This window comes from Rathayibacter sp. AY2B7, assembly GCF_002931635.1.
GTDB lineage: Bacteria > Actinomycetota > Actinomycetes > Actinomycetales > Microbacteriaceae > Rathayibacter.
The window spans coordinates 1-21,088 of sequence record NZ_PSUC01000016.1; the positions used below are offsets into that span (position 1 = coordinate 1).

Genomic DNA, 21,088 nt, shown 5'->3' on the forward strand with positions numbered 1-21,088 from the left:
GGAGGCGGCGCCGGACGCGCCGAGACGACGGAGGCCGCCGCGCTCGAGCTCGAGTGCGACGGCCTCCGGACCGTCAGGAGCGGGCGCCCGCGGGTCAGGCCAGGCGCAGCAGGCGGCAGCCGTGCGGCTCGAGCTCGAGCTCGACGGCGCCGCCGACGATCGGCAGCTCGGCGCCGCTCCACACGTCGACGGCCGAGGCTGCGCCGGAGCAGCCCAGGTCGGCCAGGTGCGCGGAGTAGGACCGCGCCGACGAGCCCAGCCAGAACACTCCGCGCCACTGCTCGTCGCCGCGCCACGCCGACCACACCACCAGGTCGCCGTCGCGGACGATCTCGCGGCTGCCGTCGCTGCCGAGGAGCGCGAGGACGTCGCCGTTCGTCAGCAGCGCGAGCGTGTCGGCGGGCGTGTCCGGGAGGTGCCCGCCCATCATCAGCGGCGAGCGGAGCAGGCACCACAGCGTCACGAGCGTCCGCTGCTCCGCGGGCGTGAACCGCGAGAGCCGGTCCTCGCCCACGTGCGCGCGCACGCCGATCCGCCCCAGCGGCAGCATGTCGGCGTCGGCCCAGGCGCCGGGACGCTGATGCGGAGCCCAGCGCGCGGCCCGCTGGAACTGCTCGTGCAGGTGCGCCCAGTCGTCCCAGAAGTCGTCCGAGATCCGCCACATCTGCGCGGTCGACCGCAGCAGCTCGAGGTTCTCGAGCGAGAGCTGCTTGCCGGGGGAGAGGCTCAGCACCATCGGGCGGCCGGTCGCGTCGATCGCGCGAGAGAGTGCGGCGATCTCCTCCGCCTGGATCGGCGGGTAGAGCACGTCGTCGAGCTTCACGAAGTCGACGCCCCACGAGGCCAGCTGCGCCATCACGGAGTCGTAGTACTGCTGCGCGCCGGGCGCGCTCATGTCGACGCCGTAGTTGTCCGGGTTCCACGGGCAGACGTTCCCGCGGTCGGCGATGTCGGCGCAGGTCGCCTCCGCCCCGAGCACCGGCAGGCCGAGCTCGGCCGCTCGGCGGGGGACGCCGCGCATCAGGTGCACCCCGAAGCGGAGGCCGAGGGCGTGCACGCGCGCGGCCAGCGCCGTGAACCCGCCCGTCGCCGCGGAGGGGAAGCGTCCGACGGCGGGCTGCGGGCGGCCCCAGTCGTCGAGCACCGGCTCCGACACCTCCTGGTAGTCGCTCGTGCCGGGATCGGGCTCGTACCACTGGATGTCGACGACGACCGTGTCCCAGCCGTGCGGCAGGAGGTGCTCGGCGAGGAACTCGGCGTTCGCGAGCACCTCCTCCTCCGTCACCGAGGCACCGAAGCAGTCCCAGCTGTTCCAGCCCATCGGCGGGCGGCGGGCGGCCTCCGTGCGCGCGGCGATCACGAGAGCTCCAGCGTCACGGTCGCGAAGGAGTGCGGGGGCAGCGTGACCCGCAGGCCTGTGGCCGTGGTCTCGATGCCCTCGAGGGCGACGGGGCTCACCTCGTCGGCGGCGCCGGGCCGGTTGTGCGCGTCGGGGCGGTCGGCGGTGAGGAGGCGGCCGGTCGCGCCGGTCACGGTCCCACCGCGGAAGTCGAGGGAGACCTCGAGCGGCTCCTCCAGGTCGACGTTGGTCAGCGAGACCAGGACGCGGCCGTCCTTCGTGGAGGCGGAGGCGGAGGCGACGGGTATCTCGCGGCCGTCGACCGCGTGCGTCGGGCCGGCGACCGTGGTCGGCAGAACCGTCGCGTCGTGATGCCCCTTGTTCATCTCGAACACGTGGTACGTCGGCGTGCGGACCATCTCGCCGCCGTCCGGGTCGGTCAGCAGCATCGCCTGCAGCACGTTCACCGTCTGCGCGATGTTCGCCATCGTCAGGCGGTCGGCGAAGCCGTGGAAGACGTCGAAGTGCCAGGCCGCGACCATCGCGTCGCGGATCGTGTTCTGCTGGAAGAGGAAGCCCGGGTGGGTCCCCGGCTCCACGTCCCACCAGGTGCCCCACTCGTCGAGCACCATCCCGTACTTCTTCTCGGGGTCGTGGACGTCCATCACCGCGGCGTGCGAGCGGAGCAGCTCCTCGATCCCCTGCGCGGCCACGATCGTGCTCCAGTAGGTGTCCGCGTCGAAGTCGGTCGCGCTGCCCTTCGCGTGCCAGCTGCCGCCGATCGTGTAGTAGTGCACCGAGACCGACTCCCACGGCACGGAGGAGAAGGGGTGTCCCTCGATCTCGGGGATCACCTCCATCAGCGTCTGCGTCCAGTGGGTGTCGGCGCCGTCGGCTCCGGCCGCCACGCGGTAGAGCGGAGTGTCGTTGCCGCTCTGCACGAAGGTCCCGAACTGCCGCGCCAGGTCGGCGTAGGCGCCGGCGCGCATGTTGCCGCCGCAGCCCCAGGTCTCGTTGCCGAGCCCCCAGAAGCGGACGGTCCACGGCTCCTCCCGGCCGTGGGAGCGGCGCAGGTCGGCCATCGGCGACTTGCCCGCGCCGGTGAGGTACTCGGCCCAGTCCGCCATCTCCTGCACGGTGCCGGAGCCGATGTTGCCCGAGATGTAGGCGTCGGCGTCGAGCAGCTCGCAGAGCGCCATGAACTCGTGGGTGCCGAAGGAGTTGTCCTCCGCGACTCCGCCCCACTGCGTGTTGATCAGGCCGGGGCGCTCCTCGCGCGGGCCGATGCCGTTGGTCCAGTGGTAGCGGTCGGCGAAGCAGCCGCCGGGCCAGCGGAGGTTGGGGATGTCGAGGGCGCGGAGGGCTTCGACGACGTCCAGGCGGATCCCGCCCTCGTTCGGGACGGGCGAGTCCTCGCCGACCCAGAAGCCGTCGTAGATGCACCGGCCGAGGTGCTCGGCGAAGTGGCCGTAGAGGTGGCGGCTGATGGTGGCGCCGGGGCGGTCGAGGTCGACGGTGACGGTGCTGTTCACGGGGTGCTCCAGAGTGGTGGCGGACGGATCGGCGGCGGTGGCGGCGGTGTCGAGGACGCCGGGGTCGGCGGCGGTGCTCACGCGGTCTCGCGGACGAGCCGCAGGACGATCGCGCGGTCGGCGTGGAAGGTCGGCAGGTCCAGGCCCGCCTCGCCCAGCAGACTCCCCGAGTAGGCGGGGGCCGGGGCGTCGGAGTCCAGCGGCACCGTCGACTCCAGCCAGTGCGGGCTCTGCCAGGGCGGGCCGAGCGAGCCGGGGCGCGCGGTCTCGATCCGGTAGCGCGCCCGCGGATCCAGGCCCGGGAGGCGGACGCGGCGGCGCGAGTCCGCGGTCAGCGCGGGCGTGACCAGCGTGTACAGCGCCTCCGAGCCGTCCGGCGCGACGACGCCGCGCAGCGACGGCGCGTCGGGGTCGGAGTCGTCGCCCCCGACGACCCGGCCGGTCGCGATCAGGCCGCGGTGCTCGCGGTACGCCGCGATCCAGCCCGCCAGCACGGGCTCCTCCTCCGCGTCCAGCTCGCGGAGGTCCCACTCGATCCCGAAGTGGCCGAGGAAGGCGATCGCGCAGCGGGTGTGCAGGTCGCTGGTGCGACCGGTGACGGAGTTGACCGGCGAGGCGACGTGCGAGCCGAGCATCTCCGGCGGCACGAGCAGCCCGGTCCAGCGCAGCATCCGCGAGCGGTCCAGCGGGTCCTGGTTGTCGGAGGTGTGCACGCGGTCGGTGCGCTCGAGGATCCCCAGGTCGACCCGGCCGCCGCCGGAGGCGCAGCTCTCGATCTCGAGCTCCGGGTGCCGGGCGCGCAGCTCGTCGATCAGCCGGTACAGCGCGAGCGTCTGCTCGTGCACCGCGGCCGTCCCGGTGGCGGGGTGGCCCGCGTCGATCAGGTCGCGGTTGTGGTCCCACTTGAGGTACGCGACGCCGAGGTCGGCGACCAGACCGTCGAGCACGCCGAGGATGTGCGCGAACGCGTCGGGGTTCGTCAGGTCGAGCACCTGCTGGAAGCGGAACCGCGGCGGCAGCTCCTCGCGGGCCCGCAGGATCCAGTCGGGGTGCGCGCGGGCGAGGTCGGAGTCCTCGTTGATCATCTCGGGCTCGATCCAGAGGCCGAACTCCATGCCCAGGCCGCGGACGTGCTCGGCGAGGGGGAGGAGGCCGTCGGGCCAGGCGACGGGGTCGGGCGTCCAGTCGCCGAGGCCGGCGCGGTCGTCGCTGCGGCCGAGGAACCAGCCGTCGTCGAGCACGTAGCGCTCGACCCCGAGGGCGGCGGCGCGGTCGGCCAGCTCGGCGAGGACGGCGAGGTCCTGGTCGAAGTAGACCGCCTCCCAGACGTTGAGCGTCACCGGGCGCGGCCGGCGCGAGGAGCGGGAGACCCCGCGGAGGTGGGCGTGGAAGCGGGCGGCCGCAGCGTCGAGGCCGTGGCCGAAGCTGCCGGAGATCCAGGGGGAGGAGTAGCTCTCGCCGCTCGCGAGGCGCACCTCGCCGGGCAGGAGCAGCTCGCCGCCGCGGAAGGCGAGCCAGCCGTCGCCGCGCTCCACCGCGTGCTCGTGGTTGCCGCCGATGCCGACGTGGCAGAGCCAGACCCGCCCGTCGGCGGAGTCGAAGCCGGGGGTGCCGACCGCGACGACCGTCGTCGCGTCCAGGCCGGTGCGGCCGCGCCGCGAGGAGCGGGAGTGGGTGCCGGTGACGACGGGGTGGCGCTGGGGGATCTTCTCGGTGCCCCAGCGGCCGGAGAAGTCCAGGATCTCGCGGGCCTCGGTCGGGATCCGGAGGGCGGGGTCGGCGCCGATCACCTCGAGGTGCCCGGCGCCGTCGTTGCGGACCGAGACGCGGGTCCTGAGCAGTCCGGCAGGGGAGAGAACGATCTCTAGGACGACCCCGATCCGGGCCTGCGCGTCGTGCGCCTCGACGGTCACGGCGGCGCTGCAGGCCTGCGCGACCGCGCCCTCCGCGAGGGCCTCCCCGTCCACCGAGACGGTGTCCACGGTCAGCCTCGGCGACCAGCCGGCGCCTTCCCGGTGCACCCGGAGACCCGGCAGGCCGGCCCAGCCGAAGGTGTGCTCGGGCAGGATCCCGGGCTCGTAGGGGACGTCGGAGGAGCCCTCGATCCCCGTCCGCACGGGAGTTCTTGCGAAAGCTGCGAGATCGTCGTCGCTCGCGTCGAGTCGCGGACCCCAGTGCAGCAGCACGGGCAGGTCGCCTCCCGACTGAGTGAGGAGGGCGGACACGTCATCGGCGACGAGATGGATCACTCTCGGGGATTGCATGTCCCCATTCCTATCGTCGATCCTGGTCTGAGTACAGCGAGAGATCGATCTCGACCCTCGGTCGGATGGACCACCGCGCGGATCGACCCGCGCCGATCGACCACCGCTCGCACCGCTCATCCCCACCACCCACCGCCTCGACGAGGAGCACCCATGCCGCTGACCCACCCGGCCCCGCACGAGACCCGCCTGGAGCGCGGGGTGCTCGACGCGCGGCGGAGGCTCAACCGCGACTACCTCCTCTCGCTCACCGACGAGGGGCTGCTGCAGAACTTCCTGATCGAGGCCGGGATCGGCGACCAGGGCTGGCACCTGCACCCCTCGCAGGACTCGCGCGAGGCCCGCGGCCTCGACCGGCACTGGGGCTGGGAGACGCCGGGCTCGCAGCTGCGCGGGCACTTCCTCGGCCACTGGCTCTCCGCCGCGGCCCGCGAGGTCGCGGTCACCGGCGACCCGCTGCTGCGCGTCCGGATCGACTCCGTGCTCGACGGACTCGAGCGCTGCCAGGAGGAGAACGGCGGCGGCTGGATCTGGGCGATCCCGCGCGGCTACCTCGACCGCCTCGCGACCGGCCGCCCCGTCTGGGCGCCGCAGTACGCGATGCACAAGCTGCTGATGGGCCTCGTCGACCTGCACCTCGACCTCGGCGACGAGCGGGCGCTGCGGATGGCGCGGGCCGCCACGGTCCCGCTGCTGGAGTGGGTCCGCGGATTCGACGACGCCGCTTTCCAGGAGATCCTCGAGGTCGAGACCGGCGGCATGCTCGAGGTCTGGGCCGACCTCCTCGCGATCACCGGCGATCCCGTCTACACCGAGCTGCTGGGCCGCTACGACCGCCGCTCCCTCTTCGAGGGCCTGCTCGAGGGCCGCGACGTGCTGACCAACATGCACGCCAACACCACGATCCCCGAGGTCCTCGGCGCCGCCCGCGCCTACGAGGTCACCGGCGACGAGCGCTGGCGGAGGATCGTCGAGGCCTACTGGGAGCAGGCGGTCACCCTCCGCGGCACCTTCTGCACGGGCGGTCAGACCTCCGGCGAGATCTGGACGCCGCCCTTCGCGTTCGCCGCTCGCCGCGGCGAGAAGACGCAGGAGCACTGCGTCGTCTACAACATGATCCGGCTGGCCGACGTGCTGCTGCGCTGGACCGGCGACCTCGCCTACGCCGACTACATCGAGCGGAACCTCTGGAACGGCCTCCTCGCCCAGCAGAACCCGCGGACCGGGATGGTCGCCTACTTCCTGCCGCTCGAGGGCGGCGCCCGCAAGGACTGGGGCAGCTCGACCGAGGACTTCTGGTGCTGCCACGGCACGCTGGTGCAGGCGCACACGCGCCACTCCGGGCTCGTCTTCTACCGCGGCGGCGACGCCGAGCTGACGATCGCGCAGCACGTCGACGCGAGCCTGCGCCTGCCGACCGCCGTCGGCGACGCGGCGGTGCGGGTCGAGGTGCTCGACACCGCCGGCTACGTCGGCCCGGACGCCAACGCGGGTGCCGCGGGCGACGTGCACCGCCCCACCGCCTCGCGGATCCGGGTCGAGATCGTCTCGGAGGAGGGGGTCGCGCTGCACGTGCGGCTGCGGGTGCCGGAGTGGACCGTCGGCGAGCCGGGGGTCGCGGGCGACGCCGAGCGCGTCCGGGCGGGCGACGGCGCGCTCCTGATCGAGCACCCCGGCGGCCGCACGAGCGTCGACCTCGCCTTCGGCACCGAGATCCGCGCCGTGCCGATCCCGGACGAGCCGGGCACGGTCGCCTTCGTCGAGGGCCCGATCGTGCTGGCCGGCCTCGTCGACCGCGAGATCGCGCTGCGGGGGCGACTCGAGGACGCCCCCGCCCTGCTCGCCCCCGACAACGAGCGGCAGTGGACCCAGTGGCTGCGCGGCTACCGCGCCGTCGGCCAGCCCGCCGCCGTCCGCTTCCGGCCTCTGCACGAGGTCGTCGACGAACCCTTCTCGCTCTACTTCCCGGTCTCGGCCGGGAGCTGATGGACAGGATCCCCTCCGTGACCTGCGCTCCGCGCTCATGACCGCCTCCACCGCCGTCCGGGCGATGCCCCGCGGCCGCCTCCTGCTGCCGATCTTCGCGATGCTCGTCGGCTTCGGGCCGCTCACCATCGACCTGGTGCTGCCGTTCCTGCCGACGCTGCAGGACGATCTCGGCGTCTCGGTGGCGACCGCCCAGCTGGTCGTCACCGGCGCCACCTTCGGCTTCGCGGCCGGCCAGCTCATCTCAGGACCGCTCAGCGACGCGGTCGGCCGCAAGTGGCCGCTCGGCGTCTCGGCGGCGCTGCACATCGCGGCGAGCCTCGTCGCGGCGATGACCTCCGACACCGCCGTGCTGCTCTCGGCCCGCTTCGTCCAGGGCGCCGCCTGCACCGCCGCGGGCGTCGTCGTCACCGCCATCGTCCGCGACCTCTACAGCGGCAAGCGGCTCGTCACGATGCTCGCGAACCTCGCCGTGATCGTCTCGGTCTTCCCGATCCTGGTGCCCTCCGTCGGCGCGCAGCTGACCAAGGTGATCGACTGGCGCGGCTCCTTCCTCGCGGTCGCCGCCTGGGGAGCGCTCGCGACCGTGATCGCGCTCCTGGTGCTGCCCGAGACGCTGCCCCGCGAGCGGCGGCACCAGGGCGGGCTCGGCCCGTCGCTGCGCAACTCCTTCGGGATGCTCCGCCGGCCGCGCGTGCTGGCGCTCGCCGCCGCCTCGGCCGCGGGCTGGTCGGTCGGCTTCGCGTATCTCGCGACCGCTCCCTTCCTCTACACGAACGTCTACGCGGTCGGGCCCGACCTGTACGGGCTGCTGTTCCTGGTCACCTCGCTCGTGACGATCGCGGTCGGGCAGACGACGGGACGGGTGATCGTGCCCCGGTTCGGACCCCGGTTCGCGATGTTCGCCTCGGCGATCGTCACGGCGCTCGGCGCCGTCGTGGTCGCGGTGCTCGCGCTCACCGGCACGCAGCCGCTGCTCGTCGTCGTCGGCGCGCTGACGTTCGCGCTGGCCGGCCGCTCGCTCGGCTTCGCCCCGGTGCAGTACCTCTCGCTGCAGGGCCCGTCGAGCGAGGCGGGCAGCGTCACAGCGATCCTCGGCACGGTCAGCTTCACGGCGGCCGGACTGGTGATGCCGGTGATGGGCGCGTGGGCCGAGATCTCGCTGATCCCGTTCGCGATCCTGCTGCTGCTCGCGGGGCTGGTCGAGGGCGGCGTCGCGCTGCTGTTCCGGCCGGGCTCGCGGCGCTTCGATCCGGGGGCGCAGCGGCTCGAGGACGAGCCGGCCGGGGCCGCCCGACCGGCCGGCCCCCGCGCGCACGACGAGAAGAGCTGAGATGACCCTCCAGGAAGGAATCACCGTGGAACTGCGCTCCGGCGACTACACCCTCCGCGTCGAGGCGGGCGGCCTCGAGGTGCTCGCGGGCGAGCGCGTCCTCTACGCGAACGACCGGCCGCTGCGCGTCACGGTCAAGACCGTCGCCGCGACCAGCGAGTACTCCGGCGCGCCCTACGACGACGTCTCGCTGTCGGAGGGGGCGATCACCGCGAGTGGGACGATCACCGTCCGCTCCGGGTCGGCCTTCGCCGTCACCGACGTCTGGCGCGTCGCGGGCGACGGCTTCTCCGTGCACCGCGACGTCGAGGTGCTGGCGGCCGGCGGCGACCTCGGCTTCTCCACCGCCGTCTCGCTCGGGCTGACCGGGTCCGACGACATCCGCGACTACGAGTGCTTCGCCCCCGGTGCGTGGTACCGCGACAACGCCTTCGGGCCCGCCGACGCGATGGGCCGCGACCCCGGCAGCGAGTACTTCTGGCGCACCGAGACGCACTACGCGCTGCCGCTGTTCGCCGCGCAGAGCCTCGCGACCGGCGAGACCGTGGCGCTCTCGCGCTGGGCGGCCGACGCGATGCTGCCGCGCCTGGACGTGGTCCGCTCGGAGAACTTCACCGACCCGGAGTGCACCGTCGGCTCGATCGGCCTGAGCCGCCCGCAGGGCACGACGCTGAACTACCTCTACTACGGCTTCGGCGTGCGGACCCCGCTCGACGTACCGCCCGCGGGCCTGTCCATCGACTACGTCCACCCGGGCGCCGACGGCGAGCGCCCGATCGACAACCCCTACTCCGGCCTCGACTACGACGCCGCCCCGAAGGCCCTGCAGCGGGTGAACCACCCGGTCGAGGTCGGCTTCCGCCAGCGCTACGCGGTCGCGGTCGACCTCGGCCGGCACGACGACTTCGCGACGATGATGCGCGCCACCTGGCGCAGCACCTACGCCCGGCTCCGCGACGACCTGTTCGAGGTCGACAACGAGCGGCACTTCCACCACGGCATGGCGATCCTCCAGCGCCTCACCCGCCGCTACGGCGACTCCTGGGGCCTGCCGTTCGCCTGCCAGCTGCCGGACCTCGACGTCTCGAGCGTCTCCTTCCAGTTCGGCTTCGTCGGGCAGCAGCCGGGCATCGGCTACCAGCTGCTGCGCTACGGCGACCGCGAGGGCGTGCCGGAGGCGTTCGAGCAGGGCGTCGGCATCGTCGACTTCTGGGCGCGGACCGCGCTGCCCGAGTCGGGCCCGCCGCGGATGTGCTTCAACCCCTCGCTCGGCGGCTTCGAGCCGTACCCGCACTACCTGCGGATGCTCGCCGACGGCGTCGAGGCGATACTCGACGCCTACCTGCACCTGCGCGACCTCGGCGACGAGCGCCCGCTCTGGCTCGAGTTCTGCCGGCGGACCGCCGACTGGCTGCTCGAGGTGCAGGACGCCGACGGCAGCTTCCACCGCGCCTACAACGCCGACGGCTCGGTGCGGATGGACTCGCGCTCGAACACCCCGAGCGTGATCCGCTTCCTCGTGCAGCTGCACCTCGTGACGGGGGAGGGGCGCTACCGCGCGTCCGCCGTGCGCGCCGGCGAGTGGTCGTTTGCGAACATCCACCGCACGCTGGAGTACCGCGGCGGCACCTGCGACAACGCCGACATCCAGGACAAGGAGGCGGGCATCTACGGGCTGTTCGGCTTCCTCGCGCTGTACGACCTGACGGAGGAGCCGCGCTGGCTGGAGGGCGCCGTCCGCGCCGCCGACTACACGGAGACCTGGACCTACGCGTGGTCCTTCCCGGTCCGCGCGCCCTGGGCGCATCCCTTCAACCGGTACTCGATCAGCGGACAGAGCATCATCACCCTCGGCGGCGGCGCCGACGTCTACATGGCGGCCTGCTCGTACAGCTACTACCGACTGCACCTGATCACGGGCGACGAGCACTACCTCGATTTCGCCGAGTTCCTGCACCGCAACACCCGCCAGTCGACCGACGTCGACGGCAGCATCGGCTACGCGATGCCCGGCCTCGGCCACGAGAGCGGCGACTTCGCGACCCAGACCCTGCGCAGCCACCACCACTGGCTGCCCTGGTGCACCTTCGTCGAGGTCGACCCGGCCTCGCGCCTGCGCGACACCTTCGGCGTCTACGAGATCGCCGACGCGCAGCGCCTGCCCGCCGCCGAGCGGGCGGCCCGCAACCGCGTCTACGACCGCTACGGGCACTCGCGGAGCTGACCCGACCCCCCACCGCATCCTGCTCGCGTCTCGTTCTCACGTCGACGCGGCCACACGGCGGGTCCGCCGGCCTGCGGGGACGACACCCGGTGCGCTGCTCCGCCTCCGTCGGCGGAGCTCCCGCCTACGCTGACACGCATGGTGCAGAGCAGAGAAGAACGGATGCAGGGGCTCGTCGAGATCCTGCAGCGCGACGAGCGGGCGAGCGTCTCCGATCTCGCTTCGGTGTTGTCGGTGACGGAGATGACGATCCGACGAGACCTCGAAGTGCTCGAGCGGGACGGCGTGCTCGAGCGCTTCCACGGCGGGGCGCGTCTGCTCGTCAGCAGCAGCTACGAGCCCCCTCTGATGCTCCGCGAGCGGATGCACGCTGAGGAGAAGCGAGCTCTTGCTCGGGCCGTCTCCGACGTCATCGTCGACGGTGACACTCTCATCCTCGACGGGGGGACGACGGGCATCGCCATCGCGCGATCGCTCGCCGGACGACGTCTCACCGTGTGCCCGCTCTCGCTCAGGGTGGCATGGGAGTTCGAGCAGTCGAACGCGGTGACCCTGCGGATGCCGCCGGGCGTGGCCCGCGCCGGCGAACTGAGCCTGAGCGGTCCCGACACCATCGACTACCTGGGGCGGCACCACTTCGATCATTTCGTCATGACCGCGAGCGGCTTCTCGGTGGACGGCGGGCTGACGGAGTGGAACTCCGACGACGCGGCGGTCAAGCGTGCGGCTCTCGCCGGCGCGAGACGGACGACGGCCGCCGTGGACGCGAGCAAATGGGGTCGCGATGCGTTCGCGACGATCTGCGATCTCCAGACCCCGTCCACCGTGCTGGTGGCGGGCCTCTCCACGAGCGCCGACGCGGACGCCCTCCGCCGGGCCATTCCGTCCCTCCAGGAGGCGCCCGAAGCCTGAATCGACACATCGGACACATTTAATGTTCGTTCGCACACAGAGTGTGTGCTAATTTCTCTCCATGTTGGCACTGCCGCCTACCCCTTGGAGACGAACACCATGACGTCGAGCACCGCTTCCGAATCACAGCCGCCCGTCACGATGGGCACGCAACTGAGCACCGGGACCCTCGGGCTGGGCGGTGTCCTCATGCAGGCGATCGCACAGATCTCCCCGACGCTCGGCATCTTCTACACGATCGCGTTCACCTCGTCGCAGGCGGGCGTCACGGCGCCCCTGACCTATCTGGCGGCCTTCGCGATCTGCTTGACCCTCGCCGCGCCGATGCTCGGACTCGCCCGGCACCTCCCGTCAGCGGGGGCCTCTACACCTACGTGTCGGCCGGTCTCGGCCCGCGATCGGGGTTCCTCACCGGGTGGCTCTACGCGGTGACGGTGTCCGTGGTCCCCGCGGCTCTCGCCGCCTTCACCGGCTCGATCCTCGAGGACGAGCTGACCGTGAAGTACGGCATCCCGCTTCCCTGGTGGGTGTACGCCGTCGTCATCCTGCTCATCTGCCTCGCCTGCGCCTACCGGGGCATCGCGCTCTCGATCCGCTTCCTCGTCGTGATGACCTGCTTCGAGATCGCCGTCGGCATCGGCCTGGCCCTCACCGGGATCTTCAATCCGGGTGCCGGCGGAGTCAACGTCTCCGGCTTCGATCCGGCCAACATCCCCGACTCCAGCGGGTTCTTCCTCGCCGTCGTCCTCTCGATCTTCGCCTTCACCGGCTTCGAGAGCGCAGCTGCGGTGGGGGAGGAGTCCCGGGACCCCAAGCGGATCGTCCCGAAGGCGATCATCGGCTCCCTCGTGCTGATCGGCGTCTTCTACGTCGTGACCGCATGGGGACTCCAGATCGGCTGGGGTACCGAGGACGTCGCCTCCATGGCGACCTCGCCGACAGCACCGGCCTTCGTCCTCGCCGACCGCCTCTGGAACGGCGGCTCGATCATCGTCCTGATCGCTCTCGTCAACTCGGGCCTGGGCGTCTGCATCGCCTGCACGACGAGCGCCACCAGAACGCTCTACGGCATCGCCCGCACCGATGCCCTCCCGGCATTCCTCACCACGACCACTGCGAAGTACCGGACGCCGATCGGCGCCGTCCTCCTCCAGTCGGCCGTGGCGATCACCGTCTGCCTCGGAGCCGGCCTCGCACTCGGCCCCATCGAACTCTTCAACCTGCTCGGGACCACCGGCACCTTCGCCTACATCCCGATCTTCATCCTGATGAACATCGCGGCGTTCCGCTTCTTCCGCACACGTGTCCCCTCGGAGTTCAGCATCTGGGCCCACGCCGTCGCGCCCGCGATCTCCACCGTCGCCCTGATCGTCATCGGCTACAACAGCATCGTCCCCCTCCCCGCCTTCCCCGTCCTCCTCGCCCCCTTCGTCGCAGCGGCCTACATCCTCAGCGGCGTGGCGATCCTGATCGGCCGCAATCTCCGGCCCGGACGGCGGGAGTGGATGACGCACGCCGGCGAACTTCCCGACATCGACGCTCCGCTCGCGCTCGCCTTCTCCGACGTGCCGACCACCTCGAAAGGACACGACGCATGACCACCCCCACCCCCAGTGCCGAGGCCACTCCGCTCCCCGTTCCGGAGCTGCCGTCCCACGTCGACGTCCTCGTCATCGGCGGCGGCACCGGCGGCGCCGCCTTCGCTGCCGTGCTCGCCGCGCACAGCGACGAGCAGATCCTCCTCGTCGAAGCCGGTCCTGACTACGGGCCGGCCGCTGATGGCCGCTGGCCTGCGGACGTGCTCGACGCGCGTGCGATACCGCTCTCCCACGACTACGACATCACCACCACCTCCACCGCCGGCGACACCGTTCTCGATCTGCCCCGTGCCCGCGTCCTCGGCGGATGCTCCTCCCACAACGGATGCACCGCCTCGATCGGATCGATCGAGGACTACGACGGCTGGGCCTCCGCCGGCAATCCCGGCTGGGAGGGCGCCACTGTCCTGCCGCTGCTCGAGTGGGCTCGCGACCGGTTCCGCGTCCGGCGCTACACCACCGCCGAACTGACCGAGCCTCAGCAGGCCTTCGTCGACGCAGGTCTCGCGACAGGGCTCCCCTTCGCCGACGACCTCGACGACATCGCCGCAGGTGTCGGAATCGGCCCCATGCCCGTCAACATCGTCGAGGGGACCCGATGGAACGCGGCGTTCGCCTTCCTCGACGCCGTCCGTGACCGTCCGAATCTGACGATCGCCGGACTCACCCCGGTCGCGCGCATCGACATCCGCGACGGACGAGCGGTAGGGGCGTGGCTCACCACCACCGACGGCGTGCAGTACGTGGCCTCGGGCCGAGTGGTCGTCGCTGCGGGCGCGTACCACTCGCCGGCGATCCTCCTCCGCTCCGGCGTCGGCGCCGCCTCCGAACTCGATGCACTCGGCATCTCCGTCGCCGCCGACCTGCCCGGCGTCGGCAAGCACCTGCTGGATCACCCGTGCATCGCGCTGGACTTCGCCGGCCGGGAGGGTCTCGTCGCGGACCTCGAGAAGCGGCCCTGGTTCCCGGACGAGCAGAGCCTCGGCCGGGCGAGATCCTCTCTCTGCGACGACGGACCCTACGACATCCACGTCTTCATGGTCGCCGGCAGCAACAGCGGCCACCCCGGGCTGCCCCCGATCTCCCTCTACGGCGGAGCCATGCGCGCCCTGTCGGAAGGGACCGTCACGCTCGACGCAGACCTCGACGTCACCCGACCCGTCGTCGATCACCGCTACGGCACCGACGAAGCAGGACACGACCGTCAGGTCCTCTCCGAGGCCCTCGACCTCTTGAACGCCATGAGCGCGCAACCCGGCCTCGCAGAGGTCCTCGGCGAGGCCGTACCCCGGCACCACGCTCCCCTGGAGGACATCGTCAACTACTGCCACCCCGCCGGCAGCTGCAAGATGGGCCCCTCCGACGACGACGCCTCGGTCGTCGACTCGACGGGCGCCGTGCACGGCGTCCAGGGCCTCTACGTCGCCGACGCGTCGATCATGCCGGCGATCAGTCGAGGCAACATCAACCTCCCCACCGCCATGATCGGCGCCAACATCGCCGCTCAGATGCTCGGGATCTCTCCCGAAGCGGCAGCCACCGGAACCGCCCGCCAGGGCTGAAGGAGCACGACCATGAACACGACCACCGACATCACTCCGTTCGAACTCGACATCGCGGATCAGCCCGCCGCGCTCCGAGCGATCTCCTCGGCCGGCATCGACCCCGCGGTCCTCGAGCTCGGCGGACGCGACTGGGCCCGCATCGTCTTCACCGGCATGGGCAGCTCTCACTTCGCCGGGATCCCCAGCTGGCGCTCTCTCACCGCCGCGGGCCGCGCATCCTGGGCTGTCGACACCGGACAGCTCCTCGACACCCTGGACCTCGTCACACCCGACACCCTCGTCGTCGTCACCTCCCAGTCCGGTGCCAGTGGAGAAGTCACGGCGCTCCTCGAGCGCAGGGGCGCCGACTTCGCTCCCGGGGCCGTCATCGGCATCACGGCCGACCCCGGGAGCCCGCTGGCCCGCGCGGCCGACGCCACGCTCCTCCTCCGCAGCGGCGACGAGGCCACCGTCAGCACGAAGAGCTACCTCAACACCCTCGTCGCCCACGCCCTCCTCGTCGCCGTCCTCACCGGCGAGGAGACCGATCCGGTCCGCTCCGAAGCGGAACGCCTCGCCGATGTGGTCCGCACGCTGATCGACTCCGCAGACGTCGGCTCGATCGCGTCCGCGACCCTGTCCACGGAGCGCCCGCGGGTCGTCGCCGTCGGTCGGCGCGACGATGCCGCTACCGCCCTGTTCGCCGGACTGATCACCAAGGAGTCGGCGAAGATCGCCATCGAGGGTCACATCGGCGGTCAGTTCCGCCACGGTCCCTTCGAGCTCGCCGGCCCGGGCCTGACCGCCTTCCTCTACGGCGCCACGGCGACGGACTCCGACCCGTCGATCGCCCGGCTCGCGAAGGACCTGGTCGCCGTCGGCTCACAGGTCGTGCTCATCGGCGACCTCGAGATCGAGGGCGCGATCACCCTCCGCACTGCAACCGACTCGGCGCTCGAGAGCCTCGTCACCGGAGCCGTCGTCGCCGAGCTCCTCGCTGTGGGTCTCGCGCGCGAGAACGGCGTCGTCCCGGGTGCCTTCGCGTTCGGGAGCAAGGTCACGACGGCGCTGTGAGCATGCAGCCCGTCATCGGCATGGACGTCGGTGGCACGGCGTCCCGCATCGTCGTGATGCGGGACGAGCACGTCATCGCTGCCGAGACCATCAGCACACCCCACCACGCCGACGCGGTGGCCGCTCTCATCGAGGGCATCCGCGCAGCCCTCGAGACCGCCGCAGTGGACGCGGCTGATCTGCGGGGGATCGGCGTCGGCGCGAGCGGTCCTGTCGATGCTGACGGCACCATCCGCAATCCCGCGACCCTTCCGGCGCTCTCGGGCATCCCCCTCGCTGGCCTCCTCGGCGACGCGTTCGACACGACAGCCCTCATCGACAACGACGCCGTGACCGCGGCACTGGCCGAGTGGCAGGCGTCCCCGATCACTGCTCCGTCGGGGTTGCTCATGGTGACACTCGGCACCGGAGTGGGGGTCGCCGTCATCCGTGAGGGGCGTCCCTTCCGCGGCGCGGACGGTGTCCATCCCGAGGGCGGTCACCTGACCGTCCCCGGAGCGCCGGCTGCCTGCTACTGCGGCCGAGAGACCTGCCTGGAGCAGGCTGCTTCCCGGACCGCACTGCAGACGGCCGCGAAGAACGCGACGGGCACCGAGGATCTCGGCGCCCTGAGCCGGTCCGCGGAACGTGGGGAAGACGTGGCGCGCACGGTCTTCGACGACTACGGGACGCGGGTAGGCGACGGGCTGCTCGAACTGTGCACCCAGCACCGCCCGAGCCTCGTCGTGCTCGGAGGTTCGGCGAGCACTCACCTGCGCTGGTTCCGGAAGGGCCTCGATGCCCGCCTCCGAACCCTCACCGACGCGGGGATCCCCGACGTCCGGAGCAGCGGCCTCGGCGACCTGGGCGGGGCCATCGGCGCAGCCCACCTCGTGGGAGCGGTCACATGAGCGGGCGACTCCAGAGCGTCCTCTGGGACATGGACGGCACTCTCATCGACTCGGAGCCCGCCTGGTTCGCCGCGCAGTCCCGCATCGTCGGTCAGCACGGTGGAACCTGGAGCCGGACGGACGCCCTCGCGCTGGTGGGATCGGACATGCCGCAGACCGTGGCCGCGATGCAGGCCGCCGGCACCGATCTGCCAGGCGAAGAGATCGCGACGAGACTGACCCACGCGGTCCGCGAAGCGCTGGCCGCCTCCCTCGACTGGCGGCCGGGAGCTGTCGAACTCGTGACCGCCCTGGCTGCTCTCGGCGTGCCGCAGGCGATCGTCACGACATCGTCCCGAGCCCTGACAGAAGTCGTCGTCGACGCCCTCCCTGCTGCGACGATCCGGCTCACCGTGACCGGAGACGACGTCACCAGGGGCAAACCGGACCCCGAGCCGTACCTCCTGGCGGCAGCCCTGCTGGGATCCGACATCACCCGCTGCGCAGTCGTCGAGGACTCCCTCATCGGCCTCACCGCCGGAGCCGCGTCCGGAGCGGTGGTCGTCGGGGTTCCGCACGACCTCGAACTGCCGGCCTCACCCCGGTGGACGCTGTGGTCGACCCTCGCGGGCAGGACTCCTCGGGATCTCGAGGGTCTTGTCCCGGGCTGACAGCCCGACCGGCCGGCGGGTACTGCTTCGATGGAGGAGCTCGAGGCGGTGCGACGAGCGGGCACCTGCCGGGAAGCGGCTGTGCGGCGCTCAGCCACGGGGATTATCGACGGCGACCGGCAGCCGATGCGCCCGTAGCGGAGCTCGTCCCGCGTGCCGCAGCCGGACCCTCCGCAGGGCCCTCAGCCGCGCCACTCCACGTCCACGCGCACCGCCTCCGCACCGAGCTCCAGCCGGCCCGACGCCTCGCGCCCGTCGACGCGCAGCACCGCGTCGCGCAGCGTGCGCACCCGCGTCCCGCCCGCCGGTGCCAGCCACTCCGCGCTCGGCACCCGCCGCACCCACAGCGACGCCCGCCCCGGCGACCACTCCAGCCGGTCCACGACCACCCCGCCGCGCGCGCGCAGCCCCGTCACGGCACCCCGCGCCCACGCGGACGGCAGTGCCGGCAGGACCGTCAGCGTCTCGTCATCCGATCCCAGCAGCATCGCCGCCACGAGCCCCGGCAGTCCGCCGCTGGCGTCGAGGTTGAAGATCCGCCCCGCGTCGTGCCGGGTCGTCAGCGTCGGTGACCAGTGCTCGACCGCGAGCCACTCCGCGCAGGTCAGCGCTGCCTCCCCGTCACCCAGCGCCGCCGCCGCGACGCCCACCTGCACCAGCCCGAACGCCATCTCCATCCGCCCGGGAGGAGCGGTCGGCGCCTCGGCCCGCCACGCGATCTTCGCCGCCACCGTCGCCGCCGCGGCGGCCCGCAGCCGCACCGCGGAGGCGCCGGGGCCCTCGAAGGCCGCGTCGCCCGCGTACCAGAGCGGGTACAGCTGCGACGCGTGCCGGTGCGCGATCTCCTCCGCGAACCGCGGGTCGATCCACTCCGCCAGCGTGCCGTCCTCGGCGACCCGGTACTCCGGCAGCTCCGCGACCACCCGCGCCCAGCGCTCGTCGAGCGAGTCGTCGCCGCGGGCCCGGCCGAGCAGCGCCGTCGCCCGCGCGGCGTCCCACAGCACAGCGACGTCGATCGACGCATCGACCGCTATCGGCGAGCGCGCACCACCCGGTGTGTTCTCGGGGGAGTAGGAGGGGACGATCCGGCGCACCCCGTCGACCACGGTCGTCCCGGTCTCGGCGAAGCGCAGCACGCCCTCGGCCAGCTCCCACAGCCGGTCGTCGACGATGCCGCGGTCCCCCGTGGCCGCGACGGCGTCGGCGGCCAGGCGCAGCACCCAGCCGCCGCAGCCCGTCCAGAAGAGGTGCGGGTAGCTCGCCGCGAAGTGGTCGGCGCGGCCGTGGGTCGACATCCGCGACGGAAGGAGCATCCCCTCGGCCCCGTAGACGAGGCGCGCGTTGTCGCGGTAGTCGTCGAGGTGCGGCAGCACCAGCTCCAGGATCGACAGCGCCAGCTCGGGCGTGCCGGTCGGGATCATCCCCGCCATCGCGCCGTTCTGCACGTTGCCGTTCAGCGTGTAGTCGGCGGACCACGCCGGCCGCCAGGTGCCCTGCCAGACGCCCTGCAGCGTCGGCGGCAGCTCGCCGGTCGACGCGACGATGTTCGCGCGGCCGCTGAGGTACGCGAGCTCGACGACGCGGCGGCGCGCGCCCTCGTCGCCGGCGCGGGCCTCCGCCCAGAGGTCCTCGGTGAGCACCGCGGAGGAGGCTCCGGCGAGATCGAGTGAGGAGGCGCCGACCAGCCGGCCGTGCCCGTGGCGCTGGGCCTCGCGCAGCTCCGCCCAGGAGGCGTCGCCGCCCGTCGGCTCGCCGCCCGCACGCTCCCGGCCCGTCGGCTCGTCGCCCGCCAGCGACAGATCGACGCGGAGGAGCGCGCCCGCCCCGGCCGCGACCGGCACCGTCGAGCGGGTCACGACGCCCTCCACGTCCCACGGCGCCCCGGTCGCCGCGGTGACCGTCGCGCGGATCCGCTCGCCTCCGGTCTCGGCGCTCCCGGTCCCGGCGACGGCCAGCAGTCGCCCGACCGCACCGCCCTCGACCGTCGCCTCGACCACGGCCGACGCGTCCGGCACGCCCGTGTCGAACGAGGTCGCGTCCCCGGCGCCCAGCCCGAGCTCGACCGTGCTCTCGCCGTCGCGCTCCGACTCCACCCGCAGCCGGACGCTCTCGCCCCCGTGCGGAGCGATCAGTCGCACCGCGTGCCGCCCGCCGTCGAGGTCGGTCCACTCGACCGCGACCTCGCCCAGCAGCGGGTCGAGTAGGCGCCGGCTCGACGCGACCCCGCCGGCCGTGCGGATCGACAGCGTCGCGCACAGCCCGAGCGGATCGGTCCAGATCAAGCCGCCGTCGTAGCCGCTCGCCCGCGCCCCGCGCTCGAGCAGGTCGCTCGCCGCGTCGGCGTCCCCGGCCAGCAGGGCACTCCGCAGCTCGTCCCGCACCGGGGCGAGGTCCGGGGCGGCGGGCCGCGCGTTGACGGGGAGGAAGTAGCGCTCGTGCGCCAGCGAGACGGTGAGCGAGTCGGCCGGGCCGTGCACCACGGCGCCGACGCGGCCGCTGCCGACGATCAGGCCCTCCTCCCAGGTCGGGGCCGCAGTGGCGGTGACGAGGGTGGGCGTGCGCGACAGTGCGCCGGCGATCGGGGCGATGATCGGTTCCTTTCGGGCTCGCGGGAGTGCCTGATATGTTGCGTGAACCCTCAAATTACCTCTCCCGGTGCGACGGCGCGCGGGAGTCGAGAGTTAGGAATCCGCGATGACGCGACCGATCACCCTCTTCACCGGCCAGTGGGCGGACCTCCCCTTCGAGGAGGTGGCGCGCCTCGCGGGGGAGTGGGGCTACGACGGCCTCGAGATCGCCTGCTGGGGCGACCACATCGACGTCGCCCGCTGGGACGACGCGGAGTACGTGCAGAGCCGGAAGGACATCCTCGAGCGCAACGGCCTCCAGGTCTTCGCGATCTCGAACCACCTCACCGGCCAGGCGGTCTGCGACGACCCGATCGACGAGCGCCACCGCGACATCCTCAGCGACCGGGTCTGGGGCGACGGCGACCCCGAGGGCGTCCGGCAGCGCGCCGCCCAGGACCTCAAGGACACCGCCCGCTTCGCCGCCGCGCTCGGCGTGACGCAGGTCAACGGCTTCTCCGGCTCGTCGATCTGGAAGGGCGTGGCCATGTTCCCGCCCGCCTCCGACGAGTGGATCGCCGCCGGCTACCAGGACTTCGCCGACCGCTGGAACCCGATCCTCGACGTGTTCGAGGAGGTCGGCGTCCGCTACGCGCTCGAGGTGCACCCGAGCGAGATCGCCTACGACTACTGGACCGCCAAGCGCACCCTCGAGGCGATCGGCCACCGCGCCTCGTTCGGCTTCAACTTCGACCCGTCGCACTTCGTCTGGCAGCAGCTCGACAGCGTCGCGTTCGTGCTCGACTTCGCCGACCACATCTTCCACGTGCACGTGAAGGAGTCGGTCACCAACCTCGACGGCCGCAACGGCGTCCTCGGCTCGCACCTGCCGTGGGCGAACCCGCGCCGCGGGTGGACCTTCGTCTCGACCGGGCACGGCGCCGTCCCGTGGGAGCCGGTGTTCCGCGCGCTCAACGCGATCGGCTACACCGGCCCGACCAGCGTCGAGTGGGAGGACGCCGGCATGGACCGCCTCGACGGCGCCCCCGAGGCCCTGGCCTTCGTGCGGAAGCTCAACGCGATCACGCCGCCGGCCGACGCCTTCGACGCGGCGTTCTCGACCTCGCGCGACTGACCGCCCGCCGCACGCCTGCATCCCGGAGGCCGGAAGGACC

15 protein-coding genes are annotated in these 21,088 nt (G+C 72.4%); 11 read left to right on the forward strand and 4 right to left on the reverse strand.

Annotated elements, in window-relative coordinates; translation table 11 throughout:
- Nucleotides 1-94: 94 nt before the first annotated feature.
- From C5C27_RS04895 to C5C27_RS04905, 3 genes are read right to left on the reverse strand one after another with little or no spacing between them, the layout of a single operon-like run.
- Complete coding sequence (locus C5C27_RS04895) at nt 95-1,360, reverse strand: glycoside hydrolase family 27 protein (RefSeq protein ID WP_258066506.1); 1,266 nt, start codon at nt 1,358-1,360, stop codon at nt 95-97.
- Entirely contained in the window at nt 1,357-2,952 is a 1,596-nt protein-coding gene (locus tag C5C27_RS04900; RefSeq protein WP_374955271.1) for an alpha-N-arabinofuranosidase, read from the reverse strand. Before C5C27_RS04900 ends, C5C27_RS04895 begins: the two co-directional genes overlap by 4 nt.
- Nucleotides 2,949-5,135 carry an alpha-galactosidase gene (locus C5C27_RS04905; RefSeq protein ID WP_104313773.1) on the reverse strand — a complete coding sequence of 729 codons (2,187 nt, stop codon included), beginning with the start codon at nt 5,133-5,135 and terminating at the stop codon, nt 2,949-2,951. Before C5C27_RS04905 ends, C5C27_RS04900 begins: the two co-directional genes overlap by 4 nt.
- Before the next feature lie 153 nt (nt 5,136-5,288).
- Between C5C27_RS04905 and C5C27_RS04910 the strand changes: the two genes are divergently transcribed.
- The 10 genes from C5C27_RS04910 (at nt 5,289) to C5C27_RS04950 (ending at nt 17,346) form a co-directional block, all read left to right on the forward strand.
- Nucleotides 5,289-7,121, forward strand: coding sequence for a beta-L-arabinofuranosidase domain-containing protein (locus C5C27_RS04910; protein WP_181133450.1), 1,833 nt, complete (start codon nt 5,289-5,291; stop codon nt 7,119-7,121).
- A gap of 37 nt (nt 7,122-7,158) precedes the next feature.
- Entirely contained in the window at nt 7,159-8,454 is a 1,296-nt protein-coding gene (locus C5C27_RS04915) for a multidrug effflux MFS transporter (RefSeq protein WP_104313774.1), read from the forward strand.
- A 25-nt stretch (nt 8,455-8,479) separates the two neighbouring features.
- The gene (locus C5C27_RS04920; RefSeq protein WP_104313796.1) at nt 8,480-10,678 is read left to right on the forward strand and encodes a hypothetical protein; all 2,199 of its coding nucleotides are present in this window, start codon (nt 8,480-8,482) and stop codon (nt 10,676-10,678) included.
- 138 nt (nt 10,679-10,816) lie between these two features.
- Nucleotides 10,817-11,590, forward strand: a complete 774-nt coding sequence (locus C5C27_RS04925; RefSeq protein ID WP_104313775.1) for a DeoR/GlpR family DNA-binding transcription regulator — start codon at nt 10,817-10,819, stop codon at nt 11,588-11,590.
- Between the two features lie 99 nt (nt 11,591-11,689).
- A complete protein-coding gene (locus tag C5C27_RS17940; RefSeq protein WP_181133452.1) occupies nt 11,690-12,022 on the forward strand; it encodes a hypothetical protein in 333 nt (110 codons plus the stop codon).
- Nucleotides 11,965-13,188, forward strand: a complete 1,224-nt coding sequence (locus C5C27_RS04930; RefSeq protein WP_181133451.1) for an APC family permease — start codon at nt 11,965-11,967, stop codon at nt 13,186-13,188. Before C5C27_RS17940 ends, C5C27_RS04930 begins: the two co-directional genes overlap by 58 nt.
- On the forward strand, nt 13,185-14,750 hold the full coding sequence (locus C5C27_RS04935) for a GMC family oxidoreductase (RefSeq protein WP_104313777.1): 1,566 nt from the start codon (nt 13,185-13,187) through the stop codon (nt 14,748-14,750). The genes C5C27_RS04930 and C5C27_RS04935 overlap by 4 nt, the downstream gene beginning before the upstream one ends.
- Nucleotides 14,751-14,762: 12 nt before the next feature.
- Nucleotides 14,763-15,806, forward strand: a complete 1,044-nt coding sequence (locus C5C27_RS04940) for an SIS domain-containing protein (protein WP_104313778.1) — start codon at nt 14,763-14,765, stop codon at nt 15,804-15,806.
- A gap of 2 nt (nt 15,807-15,808) precedes the next feature.
- Entirely contained in the window at nt 15,809-16,696 is an 888-nt protein-coding gene (locus C5C27_RS04945) for an ROK family protein (RefSeq protein WP_104313779.1), read from the forward strand.
- Nucleotides 16,693-17,346, forward strand: coding sequence for an HAD family phosphatase (locus C5C27_RS04950; protein ID WP_104313780.1), 654 nt, complete (start codon nt 16,693-16,695; stop codon nt 17,344-17,346). The genes C5C27_RS04945 and C5C27_RS04950 overlap by 4 nt, the downstream gene beginning before the upstream one ends.
- Before the next feature lie 182 nt (nt 17,347-17,528).
- Here C5C27_RS04950 and C5C27_RS04955 read toward each other — a convergent pair whose 3' ends face one another.
- Nucleotides 17,529-19,988, reverse strand: a complete 2,460-nt coding sequence (locus C5C27_RS04955; protein WP_104313781.1) for a glycoside hydrolase family 95-like protein — start codon at nt 19,986-19,988, stop codon at nt 17,529-17,531.
- Nucleotides 19,989-20,040: 52 nt separating this feature from the next.
- On the opposite strand from C5C27_RS04955, the gene C5C27_RS04960 reads away from it, so the two are divergent.
- A complete protein-coding gene (locus C5C27_RS04960; RefSeq protein WP_104226056.1) occupies nt 20,041-21,048 on the forward strand; it encodes a sugar phosphate isomerase/epimerase in 1,008 nt (335 codons plus the stop codon).
- Nucleotides 21,049-21,088: the final 40 nt, after the last annotated feature.